The organism is Citrobacter telavivensis, assembly GCA_009363175.1.
Lineage (GTDB): Bacteria > Pseudomonadota > Gammaproteobacteria > Enterobacterales > Enterobacteriaceae > Citrobacter_A > Citrobacter_A telavivensis.
The window spans coordinates 3574651-3595899 of sequence record CP045205.1 but is presented as its reverse complement, the minus strand read 5'-3'; the positions used below and the strand labels follow the sequence as shown (position 1 = coordinate 3595899).

Genomic DNA, 21249 nt, shown 5'->3' with positions numbered 1-21249 from the left:
GCCGCCTGAAGGATGAAGTGTATAAAACAAGGAGCGGCAATGTATTACGGGTTTGATATTGGTGGGACAAAAATTGCGTTGGGCGTCTTTGATAACGAGCGGAAATTACAGTGGGAAAAGCGTGTTCCCACTCCGCGCGACAGCTATGACGCTTTTTTAGAGGCCGTGTGCGAACTGGTGGCGGAAGCCGACCAGCGATTTGGCGTGAAAGGTTCGGTGGGTATTGGCATCCCCGGTATGCCGGAAACGGAAGATGGCACGCTCTACGCCGCGAATGTCCCTGCTGCCAGTGGCAAACCCTTGCGTGCCGATCTTAGCGCACGGCTCGATCGCGACGTTCGCCTCGATAACGATGCGAACTGTTTTGCCCTGTCTGAAGCCTGGGATGATGAATTTACCCGCTATCCGCTGGTGATGGGGCTGATTTTGGGCACGGGCGTGGGGGGCGGTCTGATCCTTAACGGAAAACCGATCACCGGGCGCAGCTACATCACCGGCGAGTTCGGTCATATGCGTCTGCCGGTCGATGCGCTCACGCTGATGGGCCTCGATTTTCCGCTGCGCCGCTGTGGCTGCGGTCAACTTGGCTGCATTGAAAATTATCTGTCCGGACGGGGATTTGCCTGGTTGTATCAGCATTACTATCATCAACCCTTACAGGCGCCTGAAATCATTTCACTGTGGGAGCAGGGGGATGAGCGGGCGCGGGCGCACGTTGAGCGTTATCTGGATTTGCTGGCGGTGTGTCTGGGAAATATCCTGACCATCGTCGATCCGGATCTGGTCGTCATCGGAGGGGGATTGTCGAACTTTACGGCCATCACCACCAACCTGGCAGACAGATTGCCGCGTCATCTGCTTCCCGTGGCACGTGTTCCTCGCATTGAGCGAGCACGACACGGTGATGCGGGCGGGATGCGTGGCGCCGCCTTCCTACATCTTACCGATTAATCAAAAGAGGTTGCTATGCTGTCGCGTCGGGGTCATCGGTTAAGTCGATTTCGGAAAAACAAACGCCATCTGCGCGAACGCCTTCGTCAACGGATTTTTTTCAGAGACAGAGTGGTACCGGAAGTGATGGAAAAACCAAGAGTTTTGGTGCTTACAGGGGCAGGGATCTCAGCGGAGTCTGGTATTCGTACCTTCCGCGCCGCAGACGGACTGTGGGAAGAGCACCGGGTTGAAGATGTCGCGACGCCGGAAGGCTTCGCCCGTAATCCTGCGCTGGTGCAGTCTTTCTATAATGCCCGCCGTCGTCAATTACAGCAGCCTGAAATCCAGCCTAACCCGGCGCACATCGCGCTGGCAAAACTGGAAGAGGCGCTGGGCGACCGTTTTCTGTTGGTGACGCAGAATATTGACAACCTGCATGAGCGGGCGGGTAACCAGAATATCATCCATATGCATGGCGAACTGCTGAAAGTGCATTGCTCGCAGAGCGGGCAGATCCTGGAGTGGACGGGCGATGTGACACCAGAAGACAAATGCCACTGCTGCCAGTTCCCGGCACCGCTGCGTCCGCACGTGGTGTGGTTTGGTGAGATGCCGCTCGGCATGGATGAGATCTATATGGCGCTGGCCATGGCGGATGTCTTTATCGCGATTGGTACCTCAGGCCACGTCTATCCGGCGGCCGGTTTTGTCCATGAAGCGAAACTGCACGGTGCGCATACCGTTGAGCTGAATCTGGAACCGAGCCAGGTCGGTAGCGAGTTCCAGGAGAAATATTACGGTCCGGCAAGTCAGGTGGTGCCTGAGTTTGTGGATAAATTATTGAAAGGATTGTGACGGAGATGTGTGCCGGGTGACGGCTTCGCCTTACCCGGCCTACGGATGAACGGCTTGTAGGCCGGATGAGCGCAACGTCATCCGGCATGGTGCTGAATTAGCGTCCTGCTTTCAGCTTCTGATAGTACTCTTCGTAAATTGCGCTGGCGGGGCCGACGTCGTTCTGCCATTCGCCTTTGCTGATAGTCTCCGCATCCGGGTAGAGCGATTTATCATTGGCGACTTCCGGACTTAACAGCTTACGTGCCGCCAGGTTTGGTGTCGGATAGCCGATGGTTTCCGCGACTTCTTTCGCCACGTCCGGGCGCAGCAGGAAGTTAATCAGCTTCAACGCGCCCTCTTTGTTTTTGGCGTTTGCCGGAATTGAGAGGCTGTCCATCCAGAAGATGCCGCCTTCTTTCGGCCAGACTACCTCCAGCGGCGTACCGGCCTGGCGCGCGACGAAGGCGGAGCCGTTCCACACCATGCCCAGATTGACTTCACCTTCCATATACGGATTCGCCGGATTGTCAGAGTTAAACGCGGCGACGTTAGGCATCAGCTTTTTCAGCTCATTATAGGCCGCTTCAATCTCTTTCGGATCGGTGGTGTTACCGGAATAGCCCAGCTTACGCAGCGCCATCTGGAACACTTCGCGCGCATCGTCGGTCAGCAGCAGGCTGCCTTTGTATTCCGGCTTCCAGAGATCAGCCCAGCGGGTGACCGTTTTCGGGTCAATGCTGTCGCTGTTCACACCGATAGCCGTTGCTCCCCAGATGTACGGAATGGAGTAGTCGTTGCCTGGATCGAATGGCTTGTTCAGCATCTCAGGATCGAGGTTGTTGAAGTTGGTTAACGTTGACTTGTCGATCTTCTGAATCATGCCCTCTTTACGCATCTTGTCGACGTAATAGGTGGAAGGCACAACCAGGTCGTAGGCGCCGTCTTTGTAGGTTTTGAGCTTGGCATACATGGTTTCATTCGACTCGTAGGTCGAATAGATGACCTTAATGCCGGTCTCTTTAGTGAACTGTTCCAGCAATCCTGGCGGAACATACTCGGTCCAGTTGTAGAAATAGAGTGTTTTACTGTCGTCCGCGTGCGCGGCGCTCATTCCTATTGCAAGAGCGCCTGCCGCGAGCAGGTGGCGTGACCATTTCATCATTTTAACGTCCCCTGAGATTAGCGCCTGACTCTCCAGGCTATTTTATTCATCATTCTGGCTGCGTGTTGTCCGCAGCCAGAATGACGTCAACAATTACGCCTGGCGAGACAGGCTTTTCGTTTTATCACGAGCAATAAGCTGGCTGGCGATCACCAGAACCAACGATAACACCAACAGAATGGTCGCCAGCGCATTCACCTCCGGTGAAACGCCGACTTTCACCATTGAGTAGATCTTCAACGGTAGAATTTCATAGCCAGGCCCGGTCACGAACGACGAAACCACCACATCGTCCATCGACAGGGTAAAGCTCAGCAGCCAGCCGGCGGCGACTGCGGGCATTGCCAGCGGCAGAATGATTTTGCGCAGGATGGTGATTTCGCTGGCACCCAGATCTTTTGCCGCTTCCAGCATCCGTACGTCAAACCCTTTCAGCCGCGAATAGACGGTCACCACCACAAAAGGCAGGCAGAAAGTGATATGCGAAAACAGCAGCGACCAGAAGCCCAACTGGATGCCCAGCAGCATAAACAGCACCAGCAGTGAAATGGCCATCACGATATCCGGTGACATCATCACCACAAACAACATACCGCTGACGAACGGTTTACCGCGAAAACGATAGCGATACAGCGCAACGGCAGTCAATGACCCGATGAGAGTGGCGAACGTTGCGGAAAAAATGGCCATCGTCAGCGAGTGTTGCGCCGCTTGCAGCAGGCTGTCGTTGTTCATCAGCAGGCCGTACCATTTGGTCGTAAAGCCCTGCCAGTTGATGCCAAAGCGCGAACTGTTAAAGGAGTTCACAATCAAAATAATGATGGGAATGTACAGGTACGCGTAGATAGCGGTCATAAAACCGCCGCGAAGCAGTCGACCGATCATTCGAGTTCTCCCTTTTTGTTCAGCAGTCGGGAGGCGCGCCAGTAAACCAACAGCATCAGGCCCATCACAATCGTCAGCGTAATGCTGGTTGCCGCACCAAACGGCCAGTCACGGATATTGAGGAACTGAACCTTGATAACGTTACCGATCAGCAGGTTTTTCGCGCCGCCCATCAGGTCTGAGACGTAGAACAGCCCCATCGCGGGCAGCATCACCAGCAGGCAACCGGCAATAATGCCCGGCATGGTCAGCGGGATGATTATCCGGATAAAAGTCTGCAACTTGCTGGCACCCAGATCTTTCGCCGCTTCCAGCAAAGGTCTGTCGAGCTTCTCAATGCTGGAATACAGCGGCATCACCATAAATGGCAGCAGGATATACACCAGACCGATAATCACCGCGCTCGGGGTGAACATGATGCGCATTGGCGTCTCGATCACCCCCAGCCAGAGCAGAAACTCGTTCAGGTAACCCTTCGTGCTGAGGAAAATTTTCAGCCCATAGATACGGATCAGCGAGTTGGTCCAGAAGGGGACAATCAGCAGAAACAGCAGCAGCGGGCGAACTTTCTCCGGCAGTCGCGCCAGAAACCAGGCAAAAGGATAGCCGAGCACAAGGCAGGCGAGCGTGGCGATCAGCGCCATATTCAGCGAGTGCAGCAGTACTTCAAAATAGAGCGGATCGAGCAGGCGCGCGTAGTTGTCCAGCGTAAAGACCATTTTGACGAAGCTGGCATCGTCGCGGGTCAAAAAGCTGGTGCCAATGATCATCAGGTTGGGCAGAAAGACAAACAACACAAGCCAACCGACGATAGTGACAATCACCACATTCTGGAATTTACTTGTGTTCTTCATCAGCCAGTACGACCTCCCAGCTTTCTACCCAGTTAATGGCCATTTTCTGGTCGAGGGAGTGGTCAAAGTCCGGATCGTCTTCGTTGAAGAATTCACTGACCATCACCATCTTGCCATTTTCCAGTTCAACCACCGACTCCAGCGTCATGCCCTTATAGTTACGCTCGCGGACGTAGCCAATCAGGCCGTCAATGTGATTGTCGTCGTTGATTTCATCCACGCGCAGATCTTCCGGGCGCAGCAGAACGTGCAGTTTCTGTCCAGGCTCGACGGCGAAGTTGACGTAGATATTGCATTCACGGCCTTCGACGTTAGCACGAACACGCTGTTCGTCCAGACGCTCGATTACCGTGGCGTTAAACATGTTAATCTCGCCAATGAATCCGGCGACAAACAGGTTTTTCGGCTCTTCGTAGATTTCACGCGGTGTGCCGTCCTGTTCAATTCGCCCATCGCGCATAACGACGATACGATCGGACATGGTCAGGGCTTCTTCCTGATCGTGCGTCACGAACACGAACGTGATGCCGAGCTTACGCTGCAAGGCCTTCAGTTCGTTCTGCATCTGCTTTCGCAGCTTATAGTCCAGCGCGGAGAGGGATTCATCCAACAGCAGCAGACGCGGTTTGTTGACCACCGCACGGGCAATCGCCACGCGCTGCTGTTGTCCCCCGGAGAGTTGATGCGGTTTACGCTGAGCGAACTCTTCCAGTTGCACCATTCGCAGTGCTTCCAGGACGCGCGGGGTGATGTCGGCGGCGGGGGTTTTCTGCATACGTAATCCGAACGCCACATTTTCAAAGACGGTCATGTGGGGGAATAACGCATAGCTTTGAAAGACGGTATTCACATAGCGGTTTTCAGCCGGTACGTGGGTGATGTCCTGGTTATCGAGCATGATGTGCCCGGAATCTACGGTTTCCAGACCGGCAATCAGGCGCAAAACGGTTGTTTTACCGCAGCCAGAAGGGCCAAGCAGCGTGAGGAACTCGCCATTATTGATTGTCAAATCCAGCTCGGAAATGACCTCTTTTCCATCGAAGCTTTTGCTGATACCTGACAACAGAACCAGCGGTGAAAGCGAACGCGGTTGTTTATTCAATTTCTTACTCTGTCCCATGTAAACGCAACGGATGGCTGACCGATGCGGGGTTTGTGGTTGACCACCTTGGTGACTCTTAATGAGGGCCGTAATTCTACGGCAAACCGTTGTCATCGCCAATGTTTGTTGCCAATAACTGGCGTAGTCTTATAGTCAGTAAGGGGTTCGGAAGCGAAATATTCTCGTTTGCGGGGATAAAAGTGACCTGACGCAATATTTGTCTTTTGTGGCTTACTGATAATGTTGTCACAAATAGTGAGGGTGACTGCATGGATAAACTACTTGAGCGTTTTCTGCACTACGTTTCATTGGATACCCAATCGAAAGCGGGTGTGAGACAGGTTCCCAGTACTGAGGGACAGTGGAAGTTATTAAATTTGCTCAAACAGCAGCTCGAAGAGATGGAGCTGGTCAATGTGACATTAAGTGACAAAGGGACGCTGATGGCAACGCTTCCAGCGAATGTCCCTGGCGATATCCCTGCTATTGGCTTCATTTCCCATGTGGATACCTCACCGGATTTTAGCGGTAAGCACGTGAATCCGCAGATTGTTGAGAATTATCGCGGCGGTGATATCGCTCTGGGCATTGGCGATGAAGTGCTGTCACCGGTGATGTTCCCGGTGCTGCATCAGTTGCTCGGACAAACGCTGATCACCACCGACGGCAAAACGTTGCTGGGTGCGGATGACAAAGCGGGTGTGGCGGAAATCATGACCGCGCTGGCGGTGCTGAAGCATAAAAATATTCCGCATGGCGATATTCGCGTCGCTTTTACGCCGGATGAAGAGGTCGGCAAAGGGGCGAAGCACTTTGATGTTGCGGCTTTTGACGCCAAATGGGCCTATACCGTTGACGGTGGTGGCGTGGGGGAACTGGAGTTTGAGAACTTCAATGCCGCCTCGGTGAATATCAAAATCGTCGGCAACAACGTGCATCCGGGGACGGCGAAAGGCGTCATGGTAAACGCATTATCCCTGGCGGCGCGTATTCATGCCGAGGTTCCGGCGGATGAAAGCCCGGAAATGACCGAAGGTTATGAAGGTTTCTACCATCTTGCGAGCATGAAGGGCACCGTGGATCGCGCGGACATGCACTACATCATTCGCGATTTCGACCGCAAGCAGTTTGAAGCGCGCAAACGTAAGATGATGGAGATAGCCAGGAAGGTCGGGAAAGGGTTACACCCGGACTGTTACATTGAACTGGTGATTGAAGACAGTTATTACAATATGCGTGAAAAAGTGGCTGAGCATCCGCATGTACTGGATATCGCTCAGCAGGCGATGCGTGACTGTGACATTCAACCGGATATGAAACCGATCCGCGGCGGCACCGACGGCGCGCAACTCTCTTTCATGGGATTGCCGTGCCCGAATCTGTTCACCGGTGGCTACAACTATCATGGCAAGCATGAGTTTGTGACGCTGGAAGGCATGGAAAAAGCGGTGCAGGTGATTGTACGGATTGCCGAGTTAACGGCGAAGCAGTCGTAGCGTGGCTGATGCCGCATGGCGTGACGCTTATCCGGCCTACAGGACATTTGAACCGTAGGCCGGATAAGACGCATTAGCGTCGCCATCCGGCATAATCTCCATGTTACCCTTCGAAGAACCAGTATCCGCTGTTGACCAGCGCCGCCAGCATGGCGAGGAACGAGGGATCTTCCAGCGCGTCGCCAAAATTCTCCGCGGTCAGCACGATATGGCTGGCGAGCGCTTCCAGCGCCGGACGGTGCGGGGAATCAATTTTTTCGCCATTGGCATAAACGTCATCGCCCACACGCAGTACCCGTAATCCTCCCAGACGCACCAGCACATCGCCTTGTTTCAGGGCATCGTAGATCTCATCAGGCTGATACGGCGGCTCCGGCGGTGCAATATCCAGTTCATGACGCGACTGGGAGATAAACTCGCCAAACCACTGTTTGAAATGCTCCGGCTGATTAATGAGATCCAGCATCATGGCGCGCAGTTTGTCCATTTCCTGCGGTAGAACGTCGGCAGGATGATCGCGAGGCGGCATATCGGGGTCGCTGTAATACGTGCTGCCCAGTTCACGTTGCAGGACATAGTCGGCAAAACCGCTGATCAGTTCGCGGGTATTCGGTGCGCGAAAGCCAACCGAATAGTTCATCGCGTTTTCCAGCGCATAGCCTTCGTGCGGGAATCCCGGCGGAATGTAGAGAATATCGCCCGGCTCCAGTTCTTCATCAATGATGGCTTCAAAAGGATCCACCTGCAGCAGATCTGGATGCGGGCAGTGCTGTTTCATCTGCAGCTTTTCCCCCACCCGCCAACGGCGGCGACCGGTTCCCTGAATGATAAACACATCATACTGATCGAGATGCGGACCTACGCCGCCGCCGGGTACGGAGAATGAGACCATCAGATCGTCAATACGCCAGTCGGGCAGGGCGCGGAAGGGGCGCATCAGCGCGGCGGTCGGCTCATGCCAGTGGTTCACCGCCTGTACCAGCAATGACCAGTTATTTTCGCCGAGATGGTCATAGCTTTCGAACGGACCGTGGCTGACCTGCCATTTACCATCCTGATGGCTTACCAGACGGCTATCGACTTCGCTTTCCATCGCCAACCCTGCCAGTTCGTCAGGAGAGAGGGGATCGATGAAGTTATTAAAGCCGCGTTTTAACACCACCGGGCGCTTTTGCCAGTGACGTTCAAGAAATTCGGGCCAGTTGAGTGTTAATTGGTATTCCATATTGAGCTTCCACAGGCTGGGGCGGGTATCTGTCACCGATTATAACGGATGCTTAACCAGATGCGTGCAGTTGGCTCATATTTATTACATTTTGGTTTAGTCGTCTTTCGGCCCCGGCTGCTGATGACCAAAAATCACCTCCATGTGCGCGCCGCCGAGCAGGCTGTCGCTGGCAACAATTTTACCGTCGTATTGCTCGGTGATCTCTCGCGCCACCGCCAGCCCGACGCCTTGCCCCGGACGCATCGTATCCACTCGTTGACCGCGGTCGAATATCAAATCGCGCTTGCTCTGTGGGATCCCCGGACCGTCATCTTCCACCACAATGTACAGATGATCGTCGGTCTGACGGGCAGAAATTTCGACAAACTCCAGGCAGTACTTACAGGCGTTATCCAGAACGTTGCCCATTACCTCGACAAAGTCGTTTTGCTCACCGACGAAGCTGATTTCCGGCGAGATATCGAGGCTAATGTTCACCCCTTTACGCTGATACACTTTGTTCAACGCCGACGTGAGACTATCCAGTAGCGGCGCGACCGGATGCAGCTCGCGACTCAGCAAGACGCCGCCGCCGCGCATGCTGGCGCGATGCAGATAGTAGCCGATTTGCTGAGAAATCCGGCTGATCTGTTCGAGCATCACCGGCTCAGCGTCACTGACGCTCATTTTTTCACTGCGCATTGAGCGCAACGTACTTTGCAGCACGGCCAGCGGCGTCTTCAGGCTGTGGGTGAGGTCGGTCAGCGTAGTGCGATACTTGTCATAACGTTCGCGCTCACTTTTCAGCAGGCGGTTCAGGTTGCGAACCAGACTGGTCAGCTCACGCGTTGTCGCAGGGTTCAGCTGCTCGCGATGATGTTCTTCCAGTTCCCGCACTTCGCGCGCCAGCGCTTCGATAGGGCGCAGGCTCCACCAGGCCGCGACCCAGAGTAGAGGAATGACCAGCAACAGGTTAGCCGCGAGCACATAGATAAACCAGCTCCAGACCATATAGGAGCGTTTAAGCTCAATCGGAATGGTATCCACCACCACAATCGTCAGTTGCGGCATTCGTGCCGTGGCCGGGTAGACGTTCACCGCCACCGAATGGGTCATTTCGGCGTCGTCGTCATCTTCCCGTACCTCCTTCAGCTGTTCCTGAACAGAGTGATCGTCATTAAGCAGCGTGCTGGTGGCGCGGATATCGGCTTCAATCTCATGGAAACCGTTGCTTTTCAGCCAGTCAGGCTGAATCAGTCTCACCAGCCAGGGCACATCACGCTGGGCCCACAGCAGTTTGCCGCTCTCATCATAGATAAGCGACATCGTGGGGCTTTGCATGTCGAGGTGCTCGGGAAGTTCGACGTGGATCTTATTGTCTTCCCATTTGGCGAGAGTATAGAAGAGGTTACTTTCTCCGCGCAGCAGGCGAAATGTCGTCTTATCAAAGCTTACGCTATAGCCGACCAGCGCAACCATGCCATAGGCAAGAGAGAGCACCAGCACCACGCCGGCGGTGGCCAGCAGAAAGCGCAGACGCAGAGACAGCGGGAAAAGATGACGCAACAGTTTATTCATCAGCGCAGTTCGAAAAGATATCCCTGACCCCGCACGGTGGTAATGACGTCGTCCGGATATTGCGCCTGTATTTTTTTACGCAGGCGCCCCATCAGCACGTCGATGGTGTGACTTTCACGCAACTCGGCGTCCGGATACAACTGCAACATCAGCGAGTCCTTGCTGACCACTTTGCCATTATTGCGGATCAGCGTTTCCATGATGGTGTACTCAAACGCGGTCAGCTTAATCACCTCATCATTGACCGAAAGTTCACGGCGCGAGAGATCAACCTGGAAAGGGGGAATAGAAATAATTTGCGAAGCGTGGCCGCTGTTACGACGCATTAGCGCCTGCATCCGCGCGGCGACTTCTTCAATATGGAACGGTTTGGTGACGTAGTCATCCGCACCCGCGCTCAGTACCTCCACTTTATCCTGCCAGCTTTCACGGGCAGTCAGGACGAGGACCGGGAGGGAAACGTCGTTGCTCCGCCAGCGGCGAATCAGTGTAAGTCCGTCTTCATCCGGGAGACCCAAATCGACGATCGCGATGTCAGGCAGGTGTTCGTTAAGGTAATAATCGGCTTCTTTGGCATCTTCGGCATCGTCAACCTGATGTCCGGCATCCTGAAGCTGAACTTTCAGGTGATGACGTAATAACGCATTATCCTCAACAACCAGTACACGCATCATCTTTTCTCACTGTATTTACGATATGAATAGTTTAACGCTGATTATGAAAGTTGAAACCAGCACGATGAAATTAAATGATTTTTTTCATTCTGCTGCGCCCTTGGGGGCGTCCTGGGGGCAGTGCCGTTGGCATCTGATTATTCAGAATACTGACCTGATCCTGGTTCATGTCACCAATCCACTTCGAATAAACCTCGTAGACCATGCGTGCATCTTCATGCCCCATCTGGCTGGCAATGAATGAAGGGTTCGCTCCAGCCATCAGTGTCCAGCAAGCGTAAGTATGCCGTGACTGATAGGCGTTTCTCTCCCGGATACCAGAAAGTTTAGTACCTCGTTTCCAGCCATAGGAAATCGAATATTTAGAAAAAAAACCTTCCTTTGTATATGAACTCTCTCCGGGGATAAAAACAAAGCGAAGCTTTTGTTGCTCGGTTTTCCCGATCTCACGATGATGAAACTGAATTTCCTGTTTAGGTCCGCTTCCGGTGATTTCGTACTGCTCCAGCAGAGCATCAAGAGCGGGTTTCAGCAATGTGATCGTTCTTATCCCGGCATCTGTTTTGGGCGGAACAAACAACCGTTTGTTCGTCAGGCTTCTGGATACATGAATCTCACCTTTTTTCAGGTCAATATCCTCCCATGCCAGCGCACAAATCTCTCCAGGCCTCATCCCCGTATGCACTGCAACAATAATGATCAAGGCAAGTTTGCGTGGAAGTGATGCAATCAGCGCCTGATACTCATGGAGCAAAAGTGGATCGGGATCTGCTTTAGAGAGCTTTAGCCTCGATACCCCCTCATAGGGTGCATGTAATATAAACTGACTTCTGTTCGCAAGCTTCAGCATTTCTGATAAAACAGCCATTTGTTTATTGACTGTTGAAGGGGATCTACCTTGTTTGATGAGATTTGGCATAGCAGGATTAATCACTCCCCCTGTTAGCAGTTCTTTACGGTAATTCAGAATATCGGCATGCTGAATATCAACCAGACGCGTGTTCTCACCCACAACGCGTTTTAGGGTGTTAACTACAGATGTGATGGATTGCAATGTAGCGTCCGACACCTCCAGCGCCTTTGTGTCCGTAAAAAAATCACTCAGCTCCTTGAACGTAGTGAGCCGTTTTGTGGAGGAAAATTTATTAAGTGCTTTTGATTCAGGAAAGCGTGCTGGATAGTCGAACTTCCCGAGTTGTATTTCGCTTACAATTGCCGCGCGCAGATTTCCTGCTTTCTTAACATTGCTGCTGTTAACAACCCAGCCGCGAAGAACTTCGCGGCAGCGGATGCCGCGATAGGTAAATGTGATTCTGATTTTCCCATTATGCAGTTCAACGCCAGTCGGGTATTTCATTAAGCATCCTGAACTAACTGATTAATCTTCGGGTAGTTGTACCAAAGCAGACCTTTGGAATTGTCAGTCTGTCCAAGCGCAGTAAGGCGCTTGAAGTGAATACCTTCAATCCATAGCTTAAGGCGATAATTTTTAATCTGTCCTTCAGTAAGACCTGTTTTTTCGGTCAGTCTGGACTCAACAACCCACTCTTCGTTAAAAATTACCTGTGACATGGTTAACCTCAGGTAACCGGCGCCAGTATAGATGCGCCGGTGTATTGACATTGATAATTCGTTATCAGTTAAACCGACCGGGCAGAGTTCTTAACCGGCGCATGCCTGTCATAGCGGTAGCTACATAGCTCTTATGGCGGTTGACAACTTCTACCCAGATCTTTACGCCGTCCACGTTCACTGTGTATGTTTCCTTCCTGTCGCTGCGACCATAGTCACCGTATCGTTCAACATGCTTTGCCAGTGCTGCATCACATGCCCGGCGGCCCAATGGCGATTGTTTACTGCGATTGATAAGGCGCATAAAACCCCCTGTGAGGGAGGGCGTTATCCCTCCCTGTTCAATTAGCCGATGTATTCCGGTTTCATGTCGTCAAGAGTTATGCGGTACTTATCGTGCAGATCGTCGCCAAGATGTCGCTTCGCAGCAGAGAGTTTTTTCTCTACCATTTCAAAGCATGTTGCAGCATCCGGTGCGTCAGGCTGTGGCAGACTGTTGATTGCTTCATCAAGCATGGTGCGATGCTTAACCAGGTGATAACGGCGGGTAGCTTTATTTTTCAACTCAGTGAACAGTGCCGTACCTAATGCAGGTTTTGCCGTATTGATATCGTTTCCCACAGCGGTTGCATCTTCCAGCGTCTCAGCCGAATCAATGCGCGCACGGAATTTCTCTGCAGCATCATCGATGTTTACATCAGCTTCCTGCGTACTGGTGGTCTGCAGGTTATCTGCATTAATATCCTGCATGGTGATGCTTTGGGTGCTCTGGGTGGGGTTGATAATCTTCTCTTCCCGCTCATCGAGTTCGTCTGGCGTATAGACGCCAAGAATGACGTCAGGGCAGAAAAGGCGAGCCCAGCGCTTCACTGCGAGGTAAGCAAGTTGCTGGCGCGGATCATCAGCCCAGAGAGTGGAATTACGAACGCGTGCCTGAGCAAGCAGCAGGTCGAGTTCTCGCGGTTGATCCTCACCTTTCAGGCGCGCTTTGATAATGATGCCGATACCTTCTTCATCAGCCATTGTCCAACCCGGTACGCGGTACTCGCCTTTTTCACCTTTTTTGATGTTGAATTTGCCGATTACCTTTTCCCATGGTCCATACCATTCATATTCAAAACGGCTTGCCAGTACACCACTGCGGGAAATAACCGCGTTAACCAGTTGTGCTTCGTAACCCAGAACACCATTGATCAGGTGCGTTTTCTGCGCCACAGCGAAAGGATTCATCTGCCATTGTGCGGCTTGCATAGCTACTGCCATGCAATCTGCTGCATTACCCTGCAGATGGCGAGGAACCGTTGCAGCCCCCTGAGACATCATCTGAGCAAATGCACTGATAGCGTTCAGGTACTGCGAGTCAAACAAAGCAATGTTTGAGTTAACTACTGCATTCTGATCGGCAACAGTTATATTTTTGTTTTCCATAGTTTCCCCCTTAAGCCATTTCACGCAGCGCATCGAGACGGCGCAGATCGTAATCGTTCAGTTCGTCGGTGTAGTCTTCAGTTATCGGTGCTGGCCATTCGCCAGTGTCCATGGCGTTCGCGATGGAACGAATCGTCTGGCGATACTCAAGCTTTCCGAGTTCCAGCAGTGATTCCGAAGCCCACACAACAGCCACCCAGTGATAACCCTCGTCTTTGTTCACGAAGATCCAGGCGAATTTGTCCAGATCGGCAACGTTGCAGTACATACCGGCGCTGAGGTGGTAATCACGCATGGTTATTTCGCGGTGAAGCCGCGATTTCAGGGCATCTTCCTTCACATCCCACATGCTGATTGTTTTCAGGTCGAAGCCGATACGCAGACCTTCGTACTCGAGTTCAACATCCGGGCGAACACGGATTTCAAGCCCGGTGTCGTCATCAATGCCGAAATAGCTGACTTCAACAGCGCGTGTTGGGTTTTGCAGTAACTTACCTGCCTCAGGGTGAGCATAGAGCGCAGACTGGATAGCCAGCGCGGTAGCGTATTGCTGGCGGGTAACCAGGATTTTATCGCCTGGGTTTTCACGCCATGCGTCAAGCAGCTCGTCGGCAAACACTGTGTCAGGCTTGACGGATTTCACGGCCTGAATCAGATCCGCTTTGGTGCCAGATACTTTCAACGGTTGAGGTTTCTGTGCTTCCTGCGCAACGAGATCAGGATTGATGATTGCCAGTTGCTCCAGTAGCGTGTCGCGGCTACCGCTGGTTTTCATTTGCGCCGGCAGAGTGGCGTTGTATTCCCTGATGCACGCCTTCATTTTGGCTGCTGTAACTTTTTGGCCTTCGTCCACTCGCTGGAATTCAGGCGGTAACGACATGTAGCTTTCGCCAGTCTGGGTAACATCATCGCCTAAAGAAATTGGCTGCGGCAGGGTGGCGTTGTATTCCTCCAGGAACCTTTTAATATCGTCTGCGCTGAGCTGCACCGGCAAACCATTGTTGTAGTCGTCGATAACTGCGCGGATCGTTGCTGTCGTCGTGAGAGCGCCTTCCGGGATAACCGGTTCAATGCTGAACTCTTCATCCAGAATTTCAGGCTGTAACGCCAGCGCATGAACCAGATTTCCCATATCCAGAACTTTGGAGCGTTCTTTCTTGATGGTTTTAGATACGTGGCGCCCGTCGTAATACATCAGGCTCACTCGTGCGTCTTTTACCATCGTTGAACTGATACCATTTGCGGCGTGATAAACGTCGTTTGGAACACCTTCATAACGGCCAGGCTCGAAGTATGACGGCCACTCCGGTGCTGGTTCATCCAGTTGCGTTTCTGGCGCATTTTGTTGCGCTTCTGGTTCAGAATGGTTTACTGAGTCGGCATTTTGGTGCGTTTCAGCCTGACTCTGGTTCAGAATGGCTTGCTCTCCGGCATCTGCTTCTTCACCATTCCCCAGATTACTTTCGCCTGTGTACAGCGCATCACCAGCCTGTTTTTCATCACCGTTAGTTTCTTGAACCTGCACATTGCTGGTGGTCTCCGGATCCTTTTTAGTGCCATGAGTCGAAGAGTTCTTGATTAAAGTGGCAGCGTCGAAAACGCCATCGGTCGCTTTTTCCGGTTGCGTGGTCTGCTGGCTTGACTCTGTCTTCACCCATTTCGGATCGTTCGGGTCGCTGATACCTTCAACGTAATCACCACGTGAAGCCGCAAGAATTTTATTAACTTCTTCTGCTGTCACCTTCTGAGGCATTGGCATTGATGAGCGACCGCAGGCAATATCAACGATAATTTCATCCGGGTGTGCGTGGTCGGTTTCTGTCATGACACGATTGAGATACTCGCGATGACGGAAAGGAGATTTAAACAGTTCCTCTGGTGTTGTTTTTACCGTAGCGACATTGCAGGCGCGTGAGTAATCCATCCCACCAGGCATTTCTTCAAACAATTTGCAGGTCGCAATAAATTCATCGAGTACGTTATCTTCCCCTGAGCGGGAGAGATTAATAATGGCGTTGGCTTCAACATCGATCTCGAAGGAAGGGCTGTAAATATCGAACTCTTTGTTACGGGCGATCAGGCCAAGTGCTATTTCATATTCGAGCCCGGTTTTTGTCAGTGGAGTAAGACGGTCAGTCTTATTACCGCCACCGGCGTTCGCGCCAGATGGTGTGCGATTAATTTCAGACACACGATTGCCTTTCACCCATTCTTTAACGAGCAGGCCACGATCGATGTATTCTGTATCAACAAATGCCTGTGCAAAATTCATCATCAAATGCAGGGTGTGTCGTTTGTCCTGCGGGAAAATCCGTTTAAAGGCGTCAGTAAATTTCCACAGGTTTGGAGTATCCAGCTTTTGAATGGCTGGTACGTTATGGCAGGCAAGCAACATGTCCTGGATATAACTGTTACTCATGTCCAGTTCAAGGCGGCTTACTTCGGCAAGCTGTACCGGTGTCACGTGATGTGAGAATGCATCATCAAGAATTAACTGAGAGAGTATACGGTGGCGTTCGCTCATTCTGGCGACCGGCTGGTTCATTTCCTTTTCCACTTCCTCCATCAGTTCGCCGTTGACGTTGTAAGCGTAAGCAGGGAGATCTCCAGGCTTTACAGCGTTATTTTCGTTGCCAAAGGTTTCTGTATGGTCTTCCAGCACTTCGCCTGTTTCGGTATCAACACCATCAACGATACGCTGACGGGCGGCGGCAACGGCTTCAGATGATGGCAGTGTCACGCCTGGAATTTGCGCCCAGGTCATGTTGTCGCTGCCGAGCTGGTAGAAATCGCAAAAGGTTAAACTCAATTCGCCTTCCGGCGGCAGCTCGTTGACGACAGGGAAATTAGTAGCGACAGCTTTGAAATAATCTTTCAGCTTTGCGCCTGATTTAATCAGGAGATAATCCAGTGTGGCATTTGCCGATTCAAAATCATCACAGCACCAGAGAACTGCATCTTTCTGGCCTGATGATTTTTTTGCTTTGCGGACTAAAAATACGGGATTAGTTCCACTCATTGTTTTATCCTCACTTCGTGTAGAATGGAGGCGCCTTAGTGGCACCTCGGTTTTACCAGGTAGAATGTCCGGTTCGCTTTGGTCGGTGAGACCGGACAGGGCAAGCCCACCTCGTGTGGGCTTTTGCTTAATGAACGGTTCTGAAAGCTTTTTCTGAGTAATCGAGTTTGTAGCTGCGGTAGTTACCAAACCCTGCGCTATCGCCATCACTTACTTTCATGGACAGCATTGAAATTGCATCTACAGCACAGAAAGGGCTGTCGAACTTGCCGAATACATAGCCACCGTCGAGAATGACCGTGACCGCGCCCGTTGCGGCTGAATGAATAACGCCTGATACTTTCTTCTCGCAGTTGAATACAGCCACTTCTTTATTCACTGCTTTCAGGTTTATTTCGATTTTTACGATTTCCATAACATCTCCAGTTATTAAATTAAGGGTGTAAGAAGCCGCGCCAAATTAATGGCGAATTTTTCATTTCATATTTCAGGGGTACTAATTAACTTTCGTGCGCCATCTGGTCGTATTCAGCGCATTGTTTAGAGCAATATTCTTTTTCTTTCTGTGCCAGTTGCGTACCGTTGAGATAGAGCAGGGTACTCTTTACTTCTGCGCCTTCTTCAACAGGCTTGTGGCAATAACCACATTCTTTTTTCATCACCTGTCCTTAAAGTGTTTTGGCAACTCTCCGTTTTGAACGATACCTTCGAGCGGATAACAATCAGTGATACTGCTTTGCTCACTGGCTGCGGATTCACACTGTTCCTTGCTTCCGTATACGCCGATGATGCCTTCCTGGAAGTCTCCGTTAGCCATGGCGATCGTCAGCACCAATGCGTACAGCGTGTTCATTTGTTAGCTACCGTTGCACTATTACCATTTTTCAGAACTCGCCACAGGAAACGCAGTGGTGCAGTAAAAGCATTCCCGCGAACGGCCTGGATGCGTGCTGGTTGACGTGCGAAATCAATCATTTTTATATCCTCCTGTTATGCCTGTCTTTTCACCACTTCAGGCTCAGTGGATTCTGCTATTCCCCAACAGCAAGAATTTGGTTAACCTTTAATCCCCCAACAGAAGGAAGGATTAATCTATGCTCGAAAAGCAAACCATGAAGGTCGCCTGTCCTGATTGCGGTAGCGAGATGCTCAAGCGTCCCGATAATTTCGACTTTGAGACTAATTTTGTTGGCGTCAGTTGTGCCGACTGTGGTCGAGAAATCACTAAGGACGATGTCGTTAAGCAAGGGACGGATGTTGTCAAAAAGCAGGTTGACGACATCCTCAGGGATGCCTTCAAGGGAACGGGCTGGAAGCTCAAGTAACCCCAGTAGTTCCTCGACCTGATTGATTACTTCCGTGGCGTCTATTTCGAGTTCAATAGGCGCCACCTTTACTACCTTACTCATCTAACCCTCATTGCCTTGTCGCCGGCCAGCGGAACTTTTAAACCTACTGCGCGTTGATAACTCCACCTCATCCGGTGTTTCGTATGCCCCGGACGGCTACTTCGTGGGCGTCCTGCCTAGGTGGTTGTGTTACTGTGAGCTTATATTAAGTCTTAGACTTAACTGGTGTCAAGCGTGAGACTGAAAACATAATTAAGTTTTAGACTTATTTTTATGACGAATGTACGGGAGTGGATGATGCTTATGGTCAGATAAACATCAATGAGAGTGGGCTATGGATCGTGACGAAATGGAAGAGGTCCGTGCAGCATTCATTGCGGGTGAGATTGGTGGTGCGGTTGTTGAGTTGATAATCGCCGGAATGGAGATAAGCCAAGATACGATTGTGGATAGTCTGGAAGCCAAGCGTCACTCTGTGGGTAACGCCATATACAAAGAGGGTTTGCGAGATGTGGCTGCTATGGTGAGAAAAGGGCAATAAAAAACCCGGCGCGGTGGCCGGGTATATTCATTCGAATGGGAGATCTATTTGTCTTTGTGGATTCAGCTGTTTTTTCACATGCTCAATTTCGAATGTGGTTTTTATGGTATCGCCAATCATGTACTGAGTTACCTTTAGGTCAACAAGCAACATGTCACCTTTAGAAAAGTTTAAGGTGTTGTTATCAATATCACTGATAAACTTCTGGTCTTTAATTTCAGCCAAAAAGCTACTGGAACCATCAGTAAATCTCCATCGGCTGCCTTCATTAAAAGAAATGTTTTTAATCTGAAGAGCTTTCTCTACCGTGGACTCTGAAATTATTGACTCTGCAGGTAGCTCAACTTTGAAATAATGCGCTTCTTGCTTGTCGATCGTCATGAATGTCAGCCCATCATCGACAGTGGAAGCAAAACTGTTGATGCCTTCTTGCTCTAATGGCTTGCTTATGACTTCTTGCAAGGAAGAACGAAGTTTAATATTTCTATACAGTTCAATCACTTTGCTGTCGAAAATTTCACTATCGTCATCAACAAAGACTTCAACGTTGCTATCAGGCAGATTGTGTAACTTTTTTATTTCTCTTGGTCCAATCCATTTAACTAGTTGGATTAGACCCTTGCAAATTTTTTCTCTAGGGCCAGGGCAAAAACCAATTAAAGCAATAAGATTAGCGGCAGCTGTTGCTGTATCGCCAGAAAAAAAATCAACAGCCTGTTTGATCCAGGATGTAGATGAGGCAATCAGATCTATTCCAAATGATCCAGCTTTGAATGATGCGTTAACCTTTACGGAAACAACGGTCTTGTTTCCATAAACTGTTTTTCCGGCTTCCTCTAATGCATCTGACAAGGACAGGAGGGCAGGAGCAAGGTCACGCACGTTCATTTCGTGCGTCTCCAGTGCTGGACCGTCGTATACTATCCTGAACTTCATATCATTAGTTTCCGAGTTGCTGCCTGCATCCATTATGGCACTCACCTGATCGCATATACAGTTAATTTACGATATTGTTTTAGGTTCAACGGACTTCTTTTGCATGATTACCCATGCTTCCTGTACGTCTGCTATATGTTACTCCGCATCACCCTTAATCCTGCGCCCCATATACTTCGCGTACAGCTCATCGAGCTCCTTCAGCCGCAGCGACACTATCCGCAACATGTTCTGTTGTTCTTCTTCTGGCAGTTGGCGGTAGAGCTCCAGCAGGCGCTGTTCGTCAGGCTTAAGGCCATCCTTCTCTCCAACATCCTCACCAAGTAGCCAAGGGACGGATACCCCAGCAGCGTCGGCAACAGCTAACGCAGATTCTTTACTAATAACACCTTTTTTGAACCAGCCGTTTACGGATTGCGGGGTAATACCCGCAACCCTTGCCATATCAGATTTTGTCATCCCTCGTTGCGTCAGTTCTGTCAAACGCTCGATGAGAGTTGGGTTAAGTATTTTTTTCTCAGCCATATCAGAAGAATAAGCCTTTTGCTTATAAATTAAAATTCGCTCAAGACTTGATCTTTATTTAAGTCTGAGGCTTAATTTGTTTGTAAATCTTGTGGAGATACTCATGAACGGATTAGAAAAGGCCATTCAGAAAGCTGGCACTGCCAGCAACTTAGCCACAAAGCTAGGTATTAAACCGATGTCGGTTAGTCGCTGGAAAACACGATACAAGGGCGTCGTTCCAGCCGATCGTGTTTTACCAATTTTCAATGCAACTGGTGTTACTCCCCACGAATTGCGCCCTGATTTGTATCCGAACCCCACGGATGGATTACCGGCGCAGGAAGTGAGGGCGTAACCGTGCATTCAATTTCAGTTCAACAAAATACCGGATTCCATCCGGCAGCGATGATAAATCGCAATCACCAGCATCAGGCAGATAAGCATGACCAGATTCGTGCTGCTGTTCGTGCGTGGTCGGCATCGCTGGACAACCAGGACGTAGTCGCCGGGATCATCATTGAAGAATGGGAACGACAGGGGGGGGGCCGGGCTGGATTTTCCTCGCGACTTGAGCCGTAAGCGACAGAAGCTTTTCCGCTGGCTGGACAGCGACACCGGATATGCGCGCGAAAACATCCGTCAGCTGACTCCGGCAATCTTGGCTGTTTTGCCGCTGGAATTTCGTGGGCGCCTTATCGGACAGGATTGTTTCATGACGCGTTATGCAGCGATGGAGAAGGAAATCAGCGAGGCAAAACAGGCCGTAATGCTGAATGCACCACAACACCAACTGGTGAAAGAGGTCAGGGAAGGGATTGAGCATCTGCTGAACATGTTGCCAGGTGAGGTCGTTGTTCAGGTTCTGAGTGGTATCGCTGCTATGGCTCCAGGTGTCATATGAGGTGTTCAGATGAACCATATGGAATTTATCGAAAAGCATGTCCGGGAAGAGTTAATCCGGCAGGGCTTCACTGCGGCAGTAGCGCAGGGGGGGGCATTTCTGGCTGTCGACATGTACAAGCGCATGAGCCAGGCGAGCAGGAAAGGGAGGATTTTTGATGATGTTTTACGCCACGCGAAATTATGGGCTGAGCAACAAACGTTGCCGGCGGATCGGTTTGATTCAAAACGGACTAAACGGGGCAAGCGGCAAGGTTTGTTCTGAAAGG

Annotated in this window: 24 protein-coding genes and 1 pseudogene; 7 read left to right on the top strand and 18 right to left on the bottom strand. The window is 51.0% G+C overall.

Annotated features, from left to right (window positions below):
* The first annotated feature begins 39 nt into the window (after positions 1-39).
* Both nagK and cobB read left to right on the top strand, forming a co-directional pair.
* Positions 40-951, top strand: coding sequence for an N-acetylglucosamine kinase (nagK, locus tag GBC03_19610; GenBank protein ID QFS72252.1), 912 nt, complete (start codon positions 40-42; stop codon positions 949-951).
* Between the two features lie 15 nt (positions 952-966).
* Positions 967-1788 (top strand): NAD-dependent protein deacylase, encoded by an 822-nt coding sequence (cobB, locus tag GBC03_19605; protein ID QFS72251.1) that lies wholly within the window; start codon positions 967-969, stop codon positions 1786-1788.
* Positions 1789-1885: 97 nt separating this feature from the next.
* On the opposite strand, the gene potD is transcribed toward cobB, so the two are convergent.
* The 4 genes from potD to potA all read right to left on the bottom strand — a co-directional run bounded on the left by potD (position 1886) and on the right by potA (position 5791).
* Positions 1886-2932 (bottom strand): spermidine/putrescine ABC transporter substrate-binding protein PotD, encoded by a 1047-nt coding sequence (potD, locus tag GBC03_19600; GenBank protein QFS72250.1) that lies wholly within the window; start codon positions 2930-2932, stop codon positions 1886-1888.
* A gap of 93 nt (positions 2933-3025) precedes the next feature.
* Positions 3026-3817, bottom strand: coding sequence for a spermidine/putrescine ABC transporter permease PotC (gene potC, locus GBC03_19595; GenBank protein QFS72249.1), 792 nt, complete (start codon positions 3815-3817; stop codon positions 3026-3028).
* A complete protein-coding gene (gene potB / locus GBC03_19590) occupies positions 3814-4671 on the bottom strand; it encodes a spermidine/putrescine ABC transporter permease PotB (protein QFS72248.1) in 858 nt (285 codons plus the stop codon). Before potB ends, potC begins: the two co-directional genes overlap by 4 nt.
* Entirely contained in the window at positions 4655-5791 is a 1137-nt protein-coding gene (gene potA / locus GBC03_19585) for a spermidine/putrescine ABC transporter ATP-binding protein PotA (protein QFS72247.1), read from the bottom strand. Before potA ends, potB begins: the two co-directional genes overlap by 17 nt.
* Positions 5792-6042: 251 nt before the next feature.
* On the opposite strand from potA, the gene pepT reads away from it, so the two are divergent.
* A complete protein-coding gene (gene pepT / locus GBC03_19580) occupies positions 6043-7269 on the top strand; it encodes a peptidase T (protein ID QFS72246.1) in 1227 nt (408 codons plus the stop codon).
* A 103-nt stretch (positions 7270-7372) separates the two neighbouring features.
* On the opposite strand, the gene GBC03_19575 is transcribed toward pepT, so the two are convergent.
* The 12 genes from GBC03_19575 to GBC03_19520 form a co-directional block, all read right to left on the bottom strand.
* Positions 7373-8494 carry a cupin domain-containing protein gene (locus GBC03_19575; protein ID QFS72245.1) on the bottom strand — a complete coding sequence of 374 codons (1122 nt, stop codon included), beginning with the start codon at positions 8492-8494 and terminating at the stop codon, positions 7373-7375.
* A 96-nt stretch (positions 8495-8590) separates the two neighbouring features.
* Positions 8591-10054 (bottom strand): two-component system sensor histidine kinase PhoQ, encoded by a 1464-nt coding sequence (gene phoQ / locus GBC03_19570; GenBank protein QFS72244.1) that lies wholly within the window; start codon positions 10052-10054, stop codon positions 8591-8593.
* Positions 10054-10728 (bottom strand): two-component system response regulator PhoP, encoded by a 675-nt coding sequence (gene phoP, locus GBC03_19565; GenBank protein QFS72243.1) that lies wholly within the window; start codon positions 10726-10728, stop codon positions 10054-10056. Before phoP ends, phoQ begins: the two co-directional genes overlap by 1 nt.
* Before the next feature lie 70 nt (positions 10729-10798).
* Positions 10799-12085 carry a DUF3596 domain-containing protein gene (locus tag GBC03_19560; protein QFS72242.1) on the bottom strand — a complete coding sequence of 429 codons (1287 nt, stop codon included), beginning with the start codon at positions 12083-12085 and terminating at the stop codon, positions 10799-10801.
* Positions 12085-12300 carry a hypothetical protein gene (locus tag GBC03_19555; protein ID QFS72241.1) on the bottom strand — a complete coding sequence of 72 codons (216 nt, stop codon included), beginning with the start codon at positions 12298-12300 and terminating at the stop codon, positions 12085-12087. Before GBC03_19555 ends, GBC03_19560 begins: the two co-directional genes overlap by 1 nt.
* A gap of 64 nt (positions 12301-12364) precedes the next feature.
* Positions 12365-12604 (bottom strand): DUF4060 family protein, encoded by a 240-nt coding sequence (locus tag GBC03_19550; protein ID QFS72240.1) that lies wholly within the window; start codon positions 12602-12604, stop codon positions 12365-12367.
* 41 nt (positions 12605-12645) lie between these two features.
* Positions 12646-13728 (bottom strand): enterohemolysin, encoded by a 1083-nt coding sequence (locus tag GBC03_19545; protein ID QFS72239.1) that lies wholly within the window; start codon positions 13726-13728, stop codon positions 12646-12648.
* Positions 13729-13738: 10 nt separating this feature from the next.
* Positions 13739-16747, bottom strand: coding sequence for an exodeoxyribonuclease (locus GBC03_19540; protein QFS74072.1), 3009 nt, complete (start codon positions 16745-16747; stop codon positions 13739-13741).
* Positions 16748-16874: 127 nt separating this feature from the next.
* The gene (locus GBC03_19535; GenBank protein QFS72238.1) at positions 16875-17162 is read right to left on the bottom strand and encodes a DNA breaking-rejoining protein; all 288 of its coding nucleotides are present in this window, start codon (positions 17160-17162) and stop codon (positions 16875-16877) included.
* An 85-nt stretch (positions 17163-17247) separates the two neighbouring features.
* On the bottom strand, positions 17248-17406 hold the full coding sequence (locus GBC03_19530; GenBank protein QFS72237.1) for a hypothetical protein: 159 nt from the start codon (positions 17404-17406) through the stop codon (positions 17248-17250).
* Positions 17406-17600 (bottom strand): DUF1482 family protein, encoded by a 195-nt coding sequence (locus GBC03_19525; protein ID QFS72236.1) that lies wholly within the window; start codon positions 17598-17600, stop codon positions 17406-17408. Before GBC03_19525 ends, GBC03_19530 begins: the two co-directional genes overlap by 1 nt.
* 178 nt (positions 17601-17778) lie before the next feature.
* Entirely contained in the window at positions 17779-18156 is a 378-nt protein-coding gene (locus tag GBC03_19520; protein ID QFS72235.1) for a hypothetical protein, read from the bottom strand.
* Between the two features lie 274 nt (positions 18157-18430).
* Between GBC03_19520 and GBC03_19515 the strand changes: the two genes are divergently transcribed.
* Positions 18431-18637 carry a hypothetical protein gene (locus tag GBC03_19515; GenBank protein ID QFS72234.1) on the top strand — a complete coding sequence of 69 codons (207 nt, stop codon included), beginning with the start codon at positions 18431-18433 and terminating at the stop codon, positions 18635-18637.
* 27 nt (positions 18638-18664) lie between these two features.
* Here the strand turns inward: GBC03_19515 and GBC03_19510 are convergent, their stop codons facing one another.
* Positions 18665-19606 (bottom strand): hypothetical protein, encoded by a 942-nt coding sequence (locus tag GBC03_19510; protein QFS72233.1) that lies wholly within the window; start codon positions 19604-19606, stop codon positions 18665-18667.
* Between the two features lie 105 nt (positions 19607-19711).
* A complete protein-coding gene (locus tag GBC03_19505; protein QFS72232.1) occupies positions 19712-20098 on the bottom strand; it encodes a helix-turn-helix domain-containing protein in 387 nt (128 codons plus the stop codon).
* 103 nt (positions 20099-20201) lie between these two features.
* Between GBC03_19505 and GBC03_19500 the strand changes: the two genes are divergently transcribed.
* From GBC03_19500 to GBC03_19490, 3 genes and pseudogenes are all read left to right on the top strand, one after another.
* Positions 20202-20435, top strand: a complete 234-nt coding sequence (locus GBC03_19500) for a Rha family transcriptional regulator (GenBank protein QFS72231.1) — start codon at positions 20202-20204, stop codon at positions 20433-20435.
* Between the two features lie 50 nt (positions 20436-20485).
* A pseudogene (locus tag GBC03_19495) lies at positions 20486-20981 on the top strand (regulator).
* 9 nt (positions 20982-20990) lie between these two features.
* On the top strand, positions 20991-21245 hold the full coding sequence (locus GBC03_19490; GenBank protein ID QFS72230.1) for a hypothetical protein: 255 nt from the start codon (positions 20991-20993) through the stop codon (positions 21243-21245).
* Positions 21246-21249: the final 4 nt, after the last annotated feature.